16 protein-coding genes and 1 tRNA gene are annotated in these 18,443 nt (G+C 35.3%); all 17 read right to left on the bottom strand.

Translation table 11 applies throughout. The features are described from left to right. Positions 1-25 precede the first annotated feature (25 nt). Positions 26-1,582, bottom strand: coding sequence for an arylsulfatase (locus C1H87_RS15335; RefSeq protein WP_102756652.1), 1,557 nt, complete (start codon positions 1,580-1,582; stop codon positions 26-28). Between the two features lie 155 nt (positions 1,583-1,737). Next, positions 1,738-2,388: a hypothetical protein gene (locus C1H87_RS15330; RefSeq protein ID WP_102756651.1), complete on the bottom strand. Its 651-nt coding sequence runs from the start codon at positions 2,386-2,388 to the stop codon at positions 1,738-1,740. Between the two features lie 99 nt (positions 2,389-2,487). Further along, entirely contained in the window at positions 2,488-3,135 is a 648-nt protein-coding gene (locus C1H87_RS15325) for a hypothetical protein (RefSeq protein ID WP_102756650.1), read from the bottom strand. 5 nt (positions 3,136-3,140) lie between these two features. After that, a complete protein-coding gene (locus C1H87_RS15320; protein WP_102756649.1) occupies positions 3,141-3,779 on the bottom strand; it encodes an HdeD family acid-resistance protein in 639 nt (212 codons plus the stop codon). Positions 3,780-4,279: 500 nt separating this feature from the next. Beyond that, positions 4,280-5,284: a helix-turn-helix transcriptional regulator gene (locus C1H87_RS15315; RefSeq protein WP_102756648.1), complete on the bottom strand. Its 1,005-nt coding sequence runs from the start codon at positions 5,282-5,284 to the stop codon at positions 4,280-4,282. A gap of 654 nt (positions 5,285-5,938) precedes the next feature. Further along, positions 5,939-6,469, bottom strand: coding sequence for a DUF6268 family outer membrane beta-barrel protein (locus C1H87_RS15310; RefSeq protein WP_102756647.1), 531 nt, complete (start codon positions 6,467-6,469; stop codon positions 5,939-5,941). 146 nt (positions 6,470-6,615) lie between these two features. Next, entirely contained in the window at positions 6,616-7,110 is a 495-nt protein-coding gene (locus C1H87_RS15305; RefSeq protein WP_102756646.1) for a YqhA family protein, read from the bottom strand. Between the two features lie 102 nt (positions 7,111-7,212). Then, positions 7,213-7,965, bottom strand: coding sequence for a DUF2490 domain-containing protein (locus tag C1H87_RS15300; protein WP_102756645.1), 753 nt, complete (start codon positions 7,963-7,965; stop codon positions 7,213-7,215). Between the two features lie 140 nt (positions 7,966-8,105). After that, positions 8,106-10,469 carry an arylsulfatase gene (locus C1H87_RS15295; protein WP_102756644.1) on the bottom strand — a complete coding sequence of 788 codons (2,364 nt, stop codon included), beginning with the start codon at positions 10,467-10,469 and terminating at the stop codon, positions 8,106-8,108. A gap of 17 nt (positions 10,470-10,486) precedes the next feature. Further along, positions 10,487-11,305: a hypothetical protein gene (locus C1H87_RS15290; RefSeq protein WP_158655243.1), complete on the bottom strand. Its 819-nt coding sequence runs from the start codon at positions 11,303-11,305 to the stop codon at positions 10,487-10,489. Between the two features lie 58 nt (positions 11,306-11,363). Continuing rightward, positions 11,364-11,831, bottom strand: a complete 468-nt coding sequence (locus C1H87_RS15285) for a hypothetical protein (RefSeq protein ID WP_158655242.1) — start codon at positions 11,829-11,831, stop codon at positions 11,364-11,366. Positions 11,832-11,907: 76 nt separating this feature from the next. After that, on the bottom strand, positions 11,908-12,513 hold the full coding sequence (locus C1H87_RS15280; RefSeq protein WP_102756641.1) for a hypothetical protein: 606 nt from the start codon (positions 12,511-12,513) through the stop codon (positions 11,908-11,910). Between the two features lie 16 nt (positions 12,514-12,529). Then, on the bottom strand, positions 12,530-13,375 hold the full coding sequence (locus C1H87_RS15275) for an OmpA/MotB family protein (RefSeq protein WP_102756640.1): 846 nt from the start codon (positions 13,373-13,375) through the stop codon (positions 12,530-12,532). Between the two features lie 234 nt (positions 13,376-13,609). Then, on the bottom strand, positions 13,610-14,215 hold the full coding sequence (locus tag C1H87_RS15270; protein WP_102756639.1) for an outer membrane beta-barrel protein: 606 nt from the start codon (positions 14,213-14,215) through the stop codon (positions 13,610-13,612). Positions 14,216-14,243: 28 nt separating this feature from the next. Beyond that, complete coding sequence (locus tag C1H87_RS15265; protein WP_102756638.1) at positions 14,244-14,897, bottom strand: DUF4136 domain-containing protein; 654 nt, start codon at positions 14,895-14,897, stop codon at positions 14,244-14,246. A 664-nt stretch (positions 14,898-15,561) separates the two neighbouring features. Next, positions 15,562-15,643, bottom strand: a tRNA-Tyr gene (locus C1H87_RS15260). Positions 15,644-15,702: 59 nt separating this feature from the next. Then, entirely contained in the window at positions 15,703-18,414 is a 2,712-nt protein-coding gene (locus tag C1H87_RS15255; RefSeq protein WP_102756637.1) for a TonB-dependent receptor, read from the bottom strand. Positions 18,415-18,443: the final 29 nt, after the last annotated feature.

Here is an 18,443-nt window from a genome sequence, read left to right as displayed (position 1 = left end):
CAGACAGATACATTAACTTATTGTGTTATTTGGAACCGCTTCCTTCTTTTAGTTTTGCAAGTACTATTTCAAGTGAAAAACTAGCCGCTTTCTGTCTTGGCGGGTATTCTTTGAATGTTTTCAGGAAATTACCAACATAAACCTGAGCCGGCACTAAAAGGAATACACGGTCGATTAACCAATCGTAATATGTATTAGATGTAAGTTGGGCTCTTTCGTAAGGGTCTCGTCTAAGATTAAATATCAATGGAACTCGTAATGGTGTAAAAGGGTTTGCCCAGGCTTCAAGTGTTTCAGCACGACGTTGTTCCATAAAAACCAATTTCCAGTCACCATAGCGTAAGGCGGTTAGATCACCATCATCGGAAAAATAGAAAACTTCTTTTCGAGGACTTTCTACATTTTGTGGGTTTTTAAGATGTTCAATAAGGTTGTAACCATCCAGGTGAACTTTATAAGATCTACCTAAAGCTTTTGAGTTATACCCATCCAGCAAATCTTTTTTGATATCTTTTTTACCAGCTGCGGCCAAAAAGGTTGGTAGCCAGTCCATATGGTGAATAATACCGTTACTCACTGTGCCTGGTTTTACAACGCCTGGCCAACGAACAAGTGCGGGGACTCTCCAACCACCTTCCCAATTGGTGTTTTTTTCGCCTCGAAAAGGTGTTGCTGCTGCATCTGGCCAGGTATTGTAATGAGGACCGTTATCTGTTGAATAATGAACAATCGTATTGTCTGCAATACCAAGTTCATCCAACAAATCCAGAAATTGCCCAATATGCATATCGTGTTCAACCATACCATCGGAATATTCGTCTTGCCCGGAAATACCTCGATGTGCTTTTTTAACATGAGTTCTAAAATGCATACGTGTTCCATTCCACCATACAAACCATGGTTTTCCTGATGCTGTTGTGTTTCGGATAAATTGGAGTGCCGCTGTAACGGTTTCATCGTCCACAGTTTCCATTCTTTTTTTGGTTAAAGGACCAGTATCTTCAATGCTACCGTTTGCACTGGATTTGATTACACCTCTTGGTCCAAAAGTTTCTTTAAAAGAGCGCCCATCAGGCATCATGTAGTCTCCGGGATAGTCTTCATTTTCAGGTTCTTCTTCTGCATTAAGATGATATAGGTTTCCGAAGAATTGATCGAATCCATTATTGGTAGGAAGCATTTCGTCACGATCTCCCAAATGATTTTTACCAAACTGTCCAGTAGCGTAGCCTTGATCCTTGAGAAGTGCTGCTATAGTAGGATCTTCAATCCGCATGCCTTCTTTTGCGCCGGGTAACCCCACTTTAGAAAGTCCGGTTCTAAATACGTTTTGTCCCATAATAAAAGAAGATCTTCCTGCGGTACAGGACTGCTCTCCATAATAATCGGTGAAGATGATACCTTCATTGGCTACTCGATCAATATTTGGAGTTTGATATCCTATCATGCCCTTGGTGTATGCACTAATATTTGATACCCCAATATCGTCTCCCCATATAACAAGAATATTGGGTTTTTTCTGGGCATAGGTATTCATACAAATTGCTATAGAAGCTACTATTGCTAAAACTGTTTTTTTCATATTTAAATGTTATAAGTTAGACTATTCAATACATTATAAAAGTACTTGGACAATCAGGTATTTGAATTATCAATTGAGATCAGTCTTAAAGACTTTATTCTTTATTCAATTGTGTGTTTTGTATTGATATTGAGGTGTGGTGATGGTACGTTATGTTAATTAATCTGTATGGACTCTTGTAATAAGACTATTACTAAATCTTTTGCGTATTTATCGGATGTTCTATCTAAATCGGCAGGATCGGTAATTTTAAAACGTCCTACCCAAACGAGGTTTTCTTCATTATGATGTGTGAGGTTATAAAAATTACTTTCAAATGAAAAGCGTGTACCCGTTTTTATCTCATCTTGTTTCCCCCAGTAGTATGGATCGTAATAGCCGTAATATGATTCAAAACGACGATAATGATACGGGTAGTTATAGTAATTAAAGTTGTTTCCTTCTTCAACATGAAGGTATTGTTCTTTGTTTACCAAATTAGAAATTACAATACCGTCGTATCCAGCTTCAATTAACAGGTTTTTAATGGCTTTTGCTTCTTCTTCTGTGATTTGTCCTGGTAAGGTTTTTGTCAATGGGTCATCTATAGAAGCTTTTGCAATGACCCCTTGTTCTGTAAAGTGCTTTACAACGTTACTTTCGAAAGTATTGCGAGCTATTTTATTGCTAGTGTTTCCAACGACCAGAATTTTTTTGTAGTGTTTTTTTGTTTTTGATATGTTTAAAGAATTTTGAAGATAACTGCTACTGCAATGGCTTAGTAACGCTACAACAGTTAAAAGGAGGGTGTATTTTATTGTTTTCATTTTTAGGTGTTTAATAGGAACCGTTTTTCTAAAGTAGTGGAAAACCAGGGCTCATTTGTTATCATTTCAGACCAATACAGATACTCTGCTTCTGTTGCTTTAAAGTTTAAACACAAGGCCACCACTAAAACCACCAATGATTATGGTAGACCTAAGGTTTATGGCTCTTGTAGTTCCATTAGAACCTCCTGCGATATAGATAGATCCCCATTCTAAAGGCATATACATATTGCCTTGAAAGTTAAGTTCGATTCGATGACTAAGGTTAATGTTGATACCACCTTTAATGGAAAACGCATATCTTATAGAAGTATCAATATTCTGGTTCGTAATATTTGGATTTTCATTATATGGGGAGAAAATAACCACCCCAAAACCACCACCAGCAAAGGGTCTTATATTTTTAATGGAAAAATAACTATAACCTCCTGCCATGATCCAATCGATATTCAGGTTGGATAGTTTTGATTCTACCGGACTAATATCGATATCTCGGATGCGTAGCATGGTATTTTGATGTGTATAGCTAAGTTCTATAACAAAGTTTTCTATGGTTTTTAGTCCCAAGGTCATTCCATATTGATTGCTTTCGTCAATTTCTATGTGCCCAAAACCGTAATTCATGGTTTTTCCAAATTGATACCCATACGAGGGTGTGATTTCGAAATCTTGAGAACTCAGTTTTTGTGAAAAAACTAATAAGATAAATCCAAGGCATACATATTGGGAAATATGGGATAGTTTCATCGTTATCAGGATTTATTTAAAGTGTTTTTAACTTCGTTTTGTATATCTTCAAGTTTTTTCTTCAATGTTTTGGGGATTACATCTTTATGCAATTTTTTGAGCTTTATAGACAAATAGATACTAAAAACACCTGTGAAGATTAAGGCTAAACCTGTCCAGATAGTCAAAGCTACACCAGTAAAAAAGGGGTGCCATAACAGGAAGAATGAAAATAACATACCCAATACGCCTAATACCATGAGGTAGCCCCAATCCAGTACTCTATAGCTTTTTAAATCCATAGCTGTTCCCATGGCCCATAACGATCTAAAGAGTAGGACAAAACTAACGTAGAAGGGTAAGGTAAGTATGGTTATATCTTGATTAATGAGGAGGAAAACCCCAATGATAAGCGCTAATATGCCAATACCAAGAGTCCACCCCCAACCATCCAGTGTATTACGACTGGAAATGGAAAATATAATATCGCTTATTCCTGAAAGTATAAAGGCAATAGAGAATAAGAGTGCCAGAGCCTGGTAGGATTCCAAAGGAGAAATAAGTGTCCAGAAACCAACACTAATTAAAATAATACCAGAGATTAATACTAAGTACCAGTATTTTATGGCTCGTTTTGTGGTTTTTAAAAATTCTATGTTCTTCATAATGGGTTATTTTAATATTTAATAGTATCGGCATGCACGATTCAAAGTGTCTTAAAACCGTATGCTTAGGTTGCCAATTTTTATGATTTTTTAAAGATACTTTTGGTAGCACCCTAGTGTATTAGCAATTGAGGTCAGTACTTAATTTGTTTTCGAAATGCTTTTTGAAACAGTGTACTTGTTGAGTTACTAATTAGTTATGATCTGCTGTTTAGACTTTGGATAAGCAAGAGGTGAGAAAAGGAAATTTTTGTAAAATGTTAGAAGTAATTTCCGAGCCTCCTAAGATGAAATTGAAAACCCGGAAAAATACTAATCACTAACCAAATCAAAATTTTATGAAAAATTTTACTACTTGTTTACTTCAAAAGTAGTTACCTACCATTGCTCTTTCATTATCATAAAGGGTCAGAAACCTCAAATTAATTAAACTGTTAAGGTTAATTTTAATTTTATGCATTTTGTCTGTTTTTATAAGCGTTTATGCATAGCCTTTGTGATTATCGTTTTTCCTGTTTTAGCATACTGTTTCTATATATACCTGGTGTAGTTCCTGACCACTTTTTGAAAGAACGAATAAAATTGGGACTATCTGAGTATCCGAGATGTTCACCTATTAGATATATATTGAGATTGGAGTTTGATAGCAGGTTGGCAGCCTTTTTAAAAAGTATACGTTCGAGTATATTAGAGAATTTAGCCTTTTCAGATTTTAAACAACGTTTTATACTACTTTCTGAAGTATTAAAATGATTTGATAGATCTTTAAGAGAAGGAATATAACCCGGTTTATAGCTATTTAATACTTTTTCAATTGTTGTTACAAAACTTCTGTTGGTATGTCCCAATATGGAAGGCTTTTTTAACTCAGATGGTGTGGTATGTCGATTTTTAAAAAGAAGTGGTTGCGAAAAAAGTATTGCAAACTTTTTTTGATTCAAACGTATAATGTACTCCCCTTTTGGAAGCATGGGCTGTATGTCTGAAATAAGACGATATGGAACGTGAAGTTCTAAGGGTATCCAATTTTGTCCTCCAAACAATTGGAACGTTTGGAGGATAATTGCCAGATACATATTTTCTGCAATCTTTCTGCCAGCCGAGTATTTATCGAGAAAAGTAAAAGAGAATTGGGCTATACCATTTTCTATTCTAAGGTCGTTTTGAGTGTTGGTTTGAAACATAGATTTATGAACAATAAACTGCTGCAAAACCTGGTATAGGATTGGGAGTTTAGATATATAGTCGCCATGATCGCCTAATTCTGAAACCTTAAAATAATTATAGCATGGGGCTATTAAGTTAGTTGTTTTACTATGAGATCTTGCCAATAACAAAAAATCATAAAGTACTTCTGATGGTATGTACTTTTGGGAATCTGATAAATCAAAATGATGGAGTTTACTTATTTTGATTAGTTTTTCGACACTAATGTCTGAATTTTTTAAGGCTTTTAATAAAGGGTTAACATACGTTAGCTGATAAACAAAATATTTCTGCTTCATGTAGAGTGATTTGAGTTGTTAAAAATTTTGGTGTGCACTCAAAAAACTATCAGAGCCTACTTATTTATTAATAATAGCGTTTACAGCCTACTCCCTATATACTATGGGATAGGCTTCTTATTAAGAGGTGATGCTTTTTTAATGTTGAGAAGTAATGTCAGCACCTGACATGAAAGATTAATCCGTTATCCGGAGTGAGTGTTTAGGGTTATCTTTGGTGCTTTTTTTTTGTATTCATTGTTGCTTTCATGGTTGTTAGTATCATTGAGGTTAAAAAAAGAATTGCTAGTTGATATCTCGAATATACTACCTCATTAACAAAGTCTAATTATCAATTTAGCTCATGTAATCCTAATTAACACTTGCTAAATAAATGGAGCAGATAAAGCCTTTATATAGTTAATGTTTAGCAAGTAATAGTTTTTTTAGGTAGTTAATGAGGGAAACGTTTAGGGTATGCGCTGTCTCCATTTTAATTCCAAAACTTGGTTGTAGTTTACATAAGTAGTAGAATAGTTTCGCTATTAAGGCCATTTACATGGTTAATTTATCTAACAGATTACTCAATAAGGGTAGCACATCAATAAGAAAAACTCGATTTGTAATGTATATCTCAGAAATAATGAACTTTATTTTTAGCCTTATATTTAATATTCAAAACGCTTTTTCAAAACCAACAGCAAAAGACAGACTATTGTATTTTTGCTTAATATCAAAGCTCATACCAAGAGATACACCCCAGTTTTTTCTAATGGGTATTTTATAGCTTGTTCCCAGACGCATAACCTGAAAAGATTCATTTTTCTCTATTTCTATGCCGTATCCTCCCTCTATATCCCATCTGTTATTAAACTTATAAATGCCTGCAAAAATAGCCACTATGGCATTTTCTCTTTTTAATTGTGTTTGATTATTGGTTTCAATAAAATAGGAAGACAGTTCTATATCTGTAATTAACCCTAAAGAAAATTTCTTAGAAAGTGTTCTGGAATAATCCAGTCCAATAGTTGGCACAAGTTGCCCTTTGTTTTCGTTGGCAATGCCAATACCCCTTTTTATAAAGGCATAACCCATTAACACAGATATTTCATTCTTTTTTTCATTTTCCAAAAGACCTTGTTCTTCTTGAGCGCTAGTTTCGTTTACAAAACCTATCAACACCATTATAAAGAGTAATGTTCTCATGAAATTTTAATTAATAAGATTAGGTTTAATGGCTTTAAACTATGCATAATTGATGAAAAGGAAATATTTTTACTAAAAAAGACCTTTGGGTTCGTCCTCTGTTTGTTCATTGTAAATTTTAGTGCGACCTTTTAAACGTCTTTAGGTTATTGGTTTTCAAGATTATTATCCTTCCATCTAAGTGTTTTTAAACTCAGAGACATTAATAAAATACTGGTAGGCAGAGCTAAAAACTCCCAGGTAATTAACCCATCTTTTTTTATAAAAGCAGAAATCAAGAACACAAACAAAGTCGCAATGATAGTTTCCATCAGTAAAAATTTTAATTCACTGAAACTTTTAACTCGCATCCACTTTGGAATACTTCTAATAAATTGCTCATCGGAGTGTTTTACAAATAATAAATTGATACCTACTGAAAAAACTAGAAATACTAATGAAATGAGTAAAGCATCGAGAGATTCTAAAAAATAAACTCCGGGACTATGGTCTCCGTTATTTTTTATGAAGAAGTTTACCAATGTTACCAAAGCTCTAAAGGTGTTATATGCTGCTAATGCCACGATACCAACTGTATTGATGCCAACAAAAATGTTGATGATTATGGCCAGGATTCGGACTAAAAAAATGTTCTTTATCATAGACTTGAATGGTGCGTATTGTTTCTTCCAAAATTGACTAAATTTTGATGAAATGAATTATCAACTCAGGCCAAAAAGGAAGGAAGTTTTTAGTTTATAAAGCTATTTTTTCTTTTTCCGAAATGGATTATGGTTCAGCTTGTGCTTTATTTTTAGTTGAAAAATGTAATCGGACACACTTAATGGATCTTCCTGTTCAATTTTTGAACTTTGCCAGTGAAACAAAAATTCAAACTGAAGGTTTTTTTTATAGAAATAGTCCAAACCTACGCCAAATCGCCCTTGATTGTTATAGATCTCGCTAATATTGCTTAACGATAAAAAAAGTTCCATGTAAAAGGGAATGGCAAATTTTGGATTTATACAGTCGATGCAAAGATCTAGTTTACCTGATAGTTTATAGCGTGCCCTAACATCTAAACTTGTTTTCCAGTTATCCTGGGTAAAAAAAGAAAAACGTTCTTCTACTCTAAACCATTGGTTAACTTGCCATCTGTTTAAATTAAGTTTTTTTAAATTTGGCCAGTTAATGCGTATTCCTTGCCAGGGTCGTATTTCAAATCGATCACTTGAGTTTTTGTTAAATTCGTACCACATGCCCAAACCACCATTAATCTCAAAGGTTTCATCGTATAAATAATTTATTGAGGGGCGTATGTACAGCAAACGGTATGAATCGTCCTCAAGGATGGTTCTATATCCCACTTCTCCTGTTACCTGTATTTTTTCCTTTAGGTAAAATGAGGGATAGTAGTTAATCCATAATTGGCTGTTTATAGTAGGTTCTTCCTGTGATTGTACATCATTAACAAATAATAAAAGCAGAAAGATACATGTCTTGAATAGTGATTGCATGGGTCATTTTTATCTTATCTACTTTAGAGTCATTCTTTGATTCTATATGGGATACCTGCCTTTCCAGCAGATATCCAAGTACTCATTGAGAAAACTAAAAGTTCCAATAAGTGTATAGAGGTTGTTTATTATGTTTACAATTAGTCTGTTAATGTAATTGTGACACGATCGAGTTCTCCTGTGAATTTAAAAGGGTCGCCTTCATAATTCGGATCAACCTGTGTACCGTAATCGGCACCCACATCAAAAGTTTCTGCTAAAGAATATGTTGAAATATGCATGGCATCAAAATATTTGCTATCTACTTTTTCGTTATTTACAAATAGTTCACCATCCCCGGACCAGGGTTTTAGTGTACCATCAATAGCCGATTTATCCAGAGTAAAATTAAATTTTAAATGTGTTTTGCCTTTTGGTAATTTACCTGAGGTAAGATGATGATGAACACCATCTAAAAAGTTATAATCAAAATGCAAGGTATCATCTTTTATATACATAGAGTATCCTCCGGTCATGCCTCCACATGCCACGATAACCCCTTCTTCACCACCTTTAAGGTTTATAGTCGTTTCAATTTTATGTGAACGTCCTTTTACCGGTGCGGAGGCCTTTTCGGCAATACGTATGGCGCCGGGAGCATAATATGTGAATTCTTTTTGATCTCCAAAGAGCACATAATTTACTGCATTTAACCTTGCCAGCATATCATCGTACATGGGGTATACATTGTTATCCCAGGCGACTTTTTCAAATAATTTTTTTAATTCTTCCAATTTTTCAGGGTAAGCGGTAGCCAGATTTTCATTTTCCGAAAAGTCTTCGGCAACGTGATATAACTCCCAATCGTCTTTTTCAAAATCACCCCTAACATTGATATCCCAAGGCATTCGTTTAGCATGGAGTGTTACTGCTTTCCAGCCATCTGCCCAGATGGCACGATTTCCAAACATTTCATAGTATTGGTTCTTTTTGGCATTTGGAGCATTGGTATTGTTAAATGAATAATTCATTGAAACACCAGTAAATGGTTGCTGGGGGATGCCATGATATTCTTTGGGAAGTTTTAAACTAGCGGCCTCCATAATGGTAGGGGCAATATCGCTAATATGGTGGTATTGGTTTCTAATTTCTCCTTTAGCATTAATACCAGCTGGCCAGTGTACTACCAAGTGATCTGCCTGCCCGCCTCGATGTTCGGATTGTTTAAAATATTTAAAAGGAGTATTACCAGCCATGGCCCATCCTGCGTGGTAGTGCGGATAACTATCGGCTTGTCCCCAATTGTCATAATTTCTCATATTGGCTTCGAAAGGTGTTTGTAAACCGTTAAGCACATATGTTTCATTAAATGTTCCGGAGAGTCCTCCTTCTCCTGAAGCACCGTTATCTGCTGTTACAAAAATGAGTGTATTATCAAGCTCTCCAATTCTTTCCAATGTTTTTACAATTCTCCCAATTTGGTAATCTACATGTTCCATTTGAGCTGCAAATACCTCCATTTGACGCGCATACATTTTCCTTTCGTCGGCAGAGCAATCTTCCCACGCTTTTATATTATCAATTCTTTCTGTGAGTACCGTGTTTTTCGGGACAATACCTAATTTCTTTTGGCGTGCTAGTATCTGTTCTCTTGCAACATCCCAACCCATATCAAATTTTCCTTTGTATTTTGCAATATAGTCATCGGGTGCGTGATGCGGCGAGTGCATGGATCCTGATGCCCAGAGCATCATGAATGGCAGGTCACTATCTAATGATTTATGACCAGTAATCCAATCTATAGCCCTGTCTGCCAGATCGGCATCTAAATGTTTAGATTTACGATAGGGTTCAGGGGTATGGTCATTCCACATAACTGGAACGAACTGGTGCACATCGGCAGCCATGAAATTGTACCCATGATCGAACCCTTCATCTGATGGCCACCTGTTAAAAGGCCCTATTTGTGAGACTTCATAAAGTGGTGTGTGATCCCATTTACCAAGGGCATAATTTACGTAGCCTTCTTCTTTTAAATAATTAGCTACCGATTTTGCTGATGAAGGTACTATGGCGTTATAACCAGGAAATCCCATGGCTGTAAGTGCGTGGCTTCCCAGTCCAATCATATGAGGGTTACGTCCAGCCATTAAAGTAGCTCTTGAAGGCGAACATAGCGCTGTAGTGTGAAAGTTATTATAACGTAATCCATCACCAGCTAATTTGTCAATATTTGGAGTATCTATCAAGCCCCCAAAACAACCTACTTGAGCAAATCCTACATCATCTAATAATAATATGAGTACATTAGGAGATCCTTTTTTTGGACGTTTTTTCTTTGGCCACCATTCTTTGGACTCTTCATAGGTCTTAGAGATTTTTCCTTTGAATTCCTGACCGTATTTTTTAAAGCTTTTTGATACTTCGCCGGTGGTTTTAGAATTAGATTCTGTTTTAGATTGCTGACAGCTTGTTGTAAAAAATACCAGAATCAATATTGGAATGGAATATATTATATGTTTCATAATCAGGGTTGATTTAATTAAAATTGCATGTTTAAAGCACCGTATACCTGAAACCGTGGTTGTCCTACACCATCGAGAAGAATACTTGGTTGGGGCTCGATAAAGAAGTTAAATATTGAATTATTTATCTTAATTACTTTACCAATACCTAAACCCAGTGGCATATGGTAATCGCCATTTTTTAGATTAAATGGCATAATGGGGGCACTTCTGAAGTAAAGCCCTTTTCCTAGTTGCCACATAAAAAATGGTTGAAGTGCTAAAATTTCTACTTCTTCGCGGCTTGAATCACCTCCAATATCGGTTCTCCAGATAGCCAAACCTCCAATTTGAATTTCGGGTACAGGGGATGCAAAAGCAACTGCAGCGGCACCTAAGCTATTTCTTCCGGTTCCTAAAGCGTCATCTGATGCTGTGTTGAAAGCAGCAGCAGGACCAAGTCCAAAGGTGAATTTTGGTTTTAATACCGCTAAGTATGCAGCAAAAATATCGATATCACCAAGACCGGATTTACTATAATTAGTGGTGGCATTGTTTACATGTCTAACCTCCAGAGGTACCGATAGTCGCCATAAAACACGCCCGGTTGGTACTGCAGCTCTAAACCAGGTAGTATGTGCTTCTCCTCCTTCGACTTCATTTAGGCCTGGTCTGTAATAGTACTGTATGTTAAATGCTTTAGTGTTGGCTAAAGGGTTGTTGGCTCTTGCTTTTTCCTCGTCGGTTAGCTGATTACTTTGTGGGGTGCTACCTTCCTGAGCTTCGATCGTATTAAGAGGTATTAAGGAAGCTATCATTATTTGTATAATAATTAGATGAGAACATTGAAGTTTCATAATATTAGTTTTATATGGATAAATGGAATATGTTTATGTTCTAATACTGTTATGCGTTCTAATAATTTTCCAGTAAAGGCAGGTTTTTCATGATTTCGTTTCTAATTTCTATTTGAAGTGCTGATTCGAACTGATAAAAACGAAGTGAAAATTGAGGTGTAAGGGCTTTGGCAAATTTCTTATAGTACTTTTTGTTTAAGTCCATTTCCTGCTGTTGCATTTTAAAAACTTCTTTAACCCAAAATTGAGCTTGATCGCTGGTTAAATCTTCATAGTAGTTTACATATTGTTGTAGTAGTTTTATACGATTATCTGAAATTTGACTATGCTCTCTTTCATATTCTTTATATATGGGCCAAAATAATTCACCTTCCTCTTCTGTAAACCCCATAAAATAGGATATCAGATCTACCTTTTCAGCGTTAAACCGGGCTCTTAAAATTTCAATTTCAGTTTTGTTCTGAGCATTTAAAGAAGCGGTTATACCAAGTAAAATGATGATGGTTCTAATTAATAGTGCTTTCATATGTATGGTTTTATTAAGGTTGTTTTTAGTTTGGATATTTAAAATTTTCAAAAGCGCGTTTCATGGTCATTGTTCTTTACAACCAGGTCACTTTTAAAGATTGTTTTAATTGAAAGGAGCCTTCTGTTCCCGCTGGAAAATAGATGGCTTCTCCTGGTTTTAATAAGCCTGTTGCTGCTCCAATAGCAGCGCCTCTGCCCGCACCAGTACCACCATCGAAAGCCGCACCAATACCAGCTCCAATAGCCGCTTTTTTTATGGTTTGTCCAGCTTGATCTTCGGTGATAACAGCTTTTGTTTCGGTTTTTACAAGTTGCAGGTAGTTGTCTATAATAAATCCACCAACAGTTACGGCAAATGAACTTGTTCTCCGTTTTTTATTTTCTGAAACCAAAACTTCCATTTGTACTATGGTGCCTTTAGAAATGAGTACTTTTCCTTTTTGTGTAATGTCTTTGGAAAGCTCTGCAAAAAAATGATCTCCAGCTTTAAAATTTTGAGCATGAATAGCCTTTGTTGTTTTTATAAACAAAATGGTTCCAACAGGAAGTATTGGTGGCTCTTGAAGCGTCGTTTTTTCATTTGCCTGACTTGTTGGCATGGAAAAAACAAAGGCAACTGTAAATAACATCAAGAATAAGATGAGCGGGTGATCGACGATAAGTTTTGAATCATTTTTCATAGTATGCCTTTATTACTTATTTTAAATTTGATTCTATCATGTCGTAAAACTGATCCAATTTTGGTAATACAACGATTCGGGTTCGCCTGTTTTTTGCTCTGTTTTCTTTACTATTGTTATTGGTAAGTGGGAAGAAATGACTTCTCCCGGCGGCTGTCATACGCTTTGGATTTACCTGATACTTTTTATGCAGTAGTCTTACTACGGCAGTGGCTCGTTTTACGCTTAAGTCCCAGTTATCCAATAAGATATTATTGCTATAAGGAACGTTGTCGGTATGCCCTTCAACCATAAATTCTAAATTAGGTTTGCTGTTTACAACTTTGGCGACTTTACCTAATACTTCCTGAGCTTTTTTGGAAACATAGTAGCTACCACTTTTAAATAGAAGTTTGTCTGAAATGGATACAAAAACGACGCCTTTCTCAACATTTATTTGAATGTCTGTATCGTCCATATTATGCAATGCCCCTTTTAAACTTGTTACTAAGGCCAGTGTAACAGAGTCTTTTTTGTTTAGAGCATCTTGCATCTTTCTTATTCGTAAGTCTTTTTCTTTGATGCTTTCTAAAGATTTTTCTAAGATTTCGGATTCTTTTTTAGATAGTGTTGCCAGGCTTCCTACACTATTTATTAATGCAGCGTTTGTGTTGTTTAAATTGTTAACTTGACCTTCAAGACTTTGTATTTTGGTATTGGCTCTTGACTTATCTTCTAGGCAAGTGTTTATTTTAACGGTAGCGCTGTTAAGTAAATCTCGGGTTTCTCTTTGTTTTGATTCGAGTTCTGCATACTTCTTCTTTGATACACAGGAACAAAGCAAAATGACAAAGAATAAACTTATTACGATTGTGTTTTTCATGTACTTAATATTTAGTCTTTTTATTTTATTGTAGTTGGTTTGATATATGATTTTATACCATATCAATTGGTGGCAGTATTACCTGAAAAATTCCCAATATCGGTACAGTGTGCCGTGGCAATCCGACTCTTTCAGGTACCTGCCAAAAAGTAGTTTGATATAATTTGTATTAACGTTTGAAGGTTAAATTTCACTTATAACCTATGTTGTAGTTTGTGTAGTTACAGAAGTTGTTTAGTAATCAAAAATTCCAGTGATACCTATATTAATTGAAAAATATGAGTAGGTAAAACTGTCGCTGGTTTCAAAAGCAACATTGTATTTAGCTCCTATGGATAGTCCTCCATCCGAAGAAAAGGGAATTAAGACTCCTACTTCTGGGTATAGACCGAAATGCCAGTTATTGTTTTCTAAAGCCACCGAACCAACCTCAGTTCTTTGAAGGCTTCGAACTGCCCCCATTCCACCACCAAGGTAAGGTTGTATATTTTCACTTTCGTTTAAATAATAATGAGCATTAAGCATGAAAGGGAAATAATTTACATAAAAGAGTTTCAACCCGCTAACATCAGCATTTTCAAGGTTACTGATTTCTCTTGAAGATCCGTTGAAAAAGTCCCACGCAAAATAGGTACCTACAGAAACATTTTCCTTAACAAAGTATCTGTAATCAAAGCTTAATCCGGCAAGGCTGACATCTTCATTATGAAGAAAGTCGTTTAGATCTGAATTTGGAAAATTAATATCCCAATTAGCGGTAAGCAAATTTCTTCCTTGCGCACTGGTTATATTATTTATGAATAGTACGGCAATACAGGAAAGTATAATTAGTTTTTTCATCGTTACATTGTTTTTATTAAGGTTGAATTTACTTGGTTAGATAAGGAGACTGTTCAAATGCTTGATCAATGCCTTTAAGCGTTCTGGATTCTATATTGGAAGCACTGCCTTCTAAAACACCATTAACGGCTCCTAGCCAAGCCATTTCTATAAGTTTATTGCTTTCGTCGACCTTTTCCGGATCAAAAATATTGACGAGTAATGTCCCAGATTGATATGATCCAACAACCATCGGGTATGGGTAATACCACCCATATCCTGGGCCATATCCATACCCTGGGTACCAAGGATACCATCCCCAATAATCCCAGAAGAAATATGGATCGGTTACTATATAGTTTTCAACTTCTAAGGCTTGAATAGCAATGACGAGATCTACAGGGTTATTTTCAGGATCAGGTTCTTCAACATACCCAAGTGCTTGCATGTTTTCGCGCACTCTCTTAATAATTTTTTCATCGGAAACATTGAGTTCACCAGTTATTTTTTTGTCCTTATCGGTTATTTTTATAATGCTGTCTGGTAATACAAATGTTTTTGCTTTGGCAAAATCAAACGCTTCATCATATGAAGTGACTACAATATCTAAATCCTCAACGGTAAGATTATCTTCATTGCTGTCATAACAGGCATAAAACAGACTTGATATTAAAATTGCGATACATGGTTTTAAAATTTTCATACGTTTAAGTTTTTCTGAGTTTTTGTAAATGGAACTGAGGTTATAGCTAGCTGCTTACTAATGGAAATTCAGATATTGATTCTTTTATAACTCGCAGTCGACATTTTTCATAATACTTTCTTTTAGATAGACCAAAGCTACTTATGGTGGGACCCTTTTATGTTATCATTGTAGCTCATGTTTTAAATTAGTTAGATGAAGTATGGAAATGGTGTCGCGTATGTGCAGAACCAGTTGGAAAACAAACAAAGAAGGGCTTGGCAGGAGTCATCGATTTCTGGGATTATAAGTCTAGATAGCTAACATTTTTATTCCAGCTATTTCTTTTTTTCTAAACCCATCCAACCTAGATAAAATTTAATATCATTTGTATAGGAATGTTGTTTTGTAAAACATATATAGTTCACAATTCGTCAACACGATTTGTGGTATTTAGTTAATAACTTGATATATATGGTATTATAATATAAGGTTCGGATTCTATCCAGACCGCAAAATTGCAAGAAGAAAGCTCTGAGAAATTAGGGCTTTTTTTATTTATTATAGTTTGAATTCACACACAACTTTTGCGCATGATCCGCAATTTGTCATGATCCAAATAAATTTCGTAAACACCCTAAAACAAAAAAAGTTTGCATTTTCGTGCAAACTTTTCTAGTTTAAGTGGGGAGAGCAGGATTCGAACCTGCGAAGACATAGTCAGCAGATTTACAGTCTGCCCTCGTTGGCCGCTTGAGTATCTCCCCCAAACTGAGCGCAAAGATATTACTGTTCTTTAATTCTACAAACAAAAACTTATATTTTTTCACAACTCGTAGCGTAACCTAAACGATAAAAACAGTGGCTGTATGTAATATTCTGTAGCACTTACAGATACATTACTTGCACTGCTATTGTTTTGAGACTTTGTATCGAATAGATTTGTTGCTTTTATCTCATATTCAAACTTAGCATCCTTATTTTTTCGGTATGATAACGACGCATTTAAAAACTCATAACTGTTTATAGTACCCGATGCATCACTAAAATTATTATAGGAATAGTCTGCTCTAAATGTAAAAGACTTTAGGATAAGCGCATCAATCTCTACGGAAGGAGTTTTTGTAAAGAATTTGGTATTATTGGCGCCTTGATTGTTATCTTGGATGCTATAACGATATCTAACATCAATATTTGGTGCTTTTCTAAAATTAGTTCGTAGCCCTACTCGGTAGGTTTGTGAAAAACTTTCGTTTATGGATCGTTCATTTTGTACAAACTGATTGTATTTTGAATAGTTTAAATTACTTCTCAAGTTTGCCTTTATCTTCCCAAAAGTACGTTCAAACCTTCCATTAACACTTAAGCTTTCATCTGAAAAACCCGAATTGAATGGTGAGCTAACCCGGATAACACTTCCTGGTTCAAATATGGATGTATTTCTTATATTATCAACGCTTTTATTATAATTAATATTGGCAAACACGTTGGTGTAATTAAACATATTGAAACTATAATAGGACAGGTTAATATTATGCGACAAAGCACTTTCTAAGTGCGGGTTACCAGAAAACAATGCATTATAGTTATTAAGCACTAATCCAGATGCAAATTTCGAAACATCTGTAAACTGTGTTCGCATACCATAGTTTAAAATGATTTGTTCGCTCTTTTTTAGTTGCATTCTCACATTAAAGTCGGGTAGCAACCTGAAAAAATTATCGGTTACCCGATTATTGAACTGCGTATTTTTTGCACTGTATGCATGAGCGGAAAAACCTGGTGTGAATGTAAAAATCCCCGATTTTAATCTGTAATGCACCCCCAAATACACATCGCTAAAATTGTACGTAATATCGTTTGTATCTATGCCATCATTAATTGTTGGTGTTGGATTAAACCGGGAACCATCGTTTAAAAACTGAAAAATATTAGAGTTGAATTGTTGACTGCTCATTATGGTTCCTAAAGTAAAGTTGATATCACTTTTACTACTTAAGACATTCCAATAATCCAGTTTCGCATCTATTTGATTCGATTTAACTCGTTTATCTTGTGCTATATTGTAATCCAACTGTGCTCCATCTAAACCCAAATTACTTGCGGTATCGTCGTAATTAGATTTATCTTCTAAAATGGCATTGTAAAAAGGATCTTCATCTTGTAATAGATGCTGAACTTCCAGAGCAAAAATGTTAGTTTCGTTTAAGGTATAGTAATAGTTTAAGTTCTGATTAATACTATAGGGGCTTGTTTTTTCTAACTGGTCGACATCTCCAATAACGGATGAGAAAAACCCCTGATCTTGAGATTCTTTCGATACCCGCCCCAAAATATCATAATCTAATTGGTTGTTGGTGTTTGGCTTATACTTGGCTGACAGTTTTAACATACCTAAATCGCTACGTTGCATGGTATTACTTTCTGTGCTCTCGTCTGGAACCCCAAGATCGGGGTTTGTGTATTGTACTTCCCTGCTTTCTTGTAATTCTGTTCTGTTGTTTGAAAAAATTGCAAAGCCACTTAAATCCAAAGCTTTATTGGGTGACCAACTAAAATTTGCCGCACCAAACTTGGTCGTAATATCTTTTGCTCTATTATTCTGTACGGTTAAAAACCCAAGATTGTTGCTCCCCAAATTAATATTGGTTCCGCTTTGGCGACTGGGGTTTCTAAAACCCCCTGTAAAATTAAAATAGTCACGTCGCGTAAAGGCTATTTCGCCTAAATTGTTTAAATCGGTAATAACATTAATGCTGTACTCCGGACTATAATAAAACAGTTTGGGTTGAAACAAGTACAATTCATTTTTATCCGAAGCGCCCCCTCCTCCGGTAATGTTACCAAACCAAAAGTTCTTTTTACCTTCCTTTAGTTTAATATTTAAAGCAATATTATCCTGATTATTCGTTACACCACTCAACTGACCAACATCGGCATAATTCTTAAGTACTTCTACCTTATCTACGGCATTAGACGGAATATTTTTTGTTGCTAATTTTGAATCACCATCGAAAAAATCTTTGCCCTCAACCATAACTTTAGAAACGACCTTGCCTTCTACCTCTACTTCGCCATCATCATTAATTTCTACACCTGGTAAATTCTCAAGTACGTCTTCCAGCTTTCTTTCTGTTCCGCGGTTAAAAGAATCTGCATTATAAACAATAGTATCACCCTTTATTGTAACTGGCATTTCGTAAACCAATTCTACTTCGTCTAAAGTATTATCATATTGCAACGTAATATTTTTGGTAATAGCTTCGTCTTTTGTTTCTACCAGCACTTCTCCTGTTTTCATACCGATATAACTCACTTGAATTTTGTATGCTGTATTCTTTTTCAAACTAAGTTTATACCGCCCGTCACTGTTTGTAATACCATAAGAATCCAAAGCTTTTGTTTCTTGATTAACAGCAACAACATTAGCTAATTCCAAAGGCTTTCCAATACTATCTCTTACAACACCTTCCAGCTTGATTTGTGCAAAAAGCGAACTTGTTGCTAACAAGAGCAACAGGGTTATTTTAAGTTTCATTAATTTTCTTTGATTGATTATAAACTATG

The sequence above is a fragment of the Flavivirga eckloniae genome, assembly GCF_002886045.1.
Classification (GTDB): domain Bacteria; phylum Bacteroidota; class Bacteroidia; order Flavobacteriales; family Flavobacteriaceae; genus Flavivirga; species Flavivirga eckloniae.
Note: the sequence above shows the minus strand (reverse complement) of the source record. Positions and strands in the feature narration are given on the sequence as shown.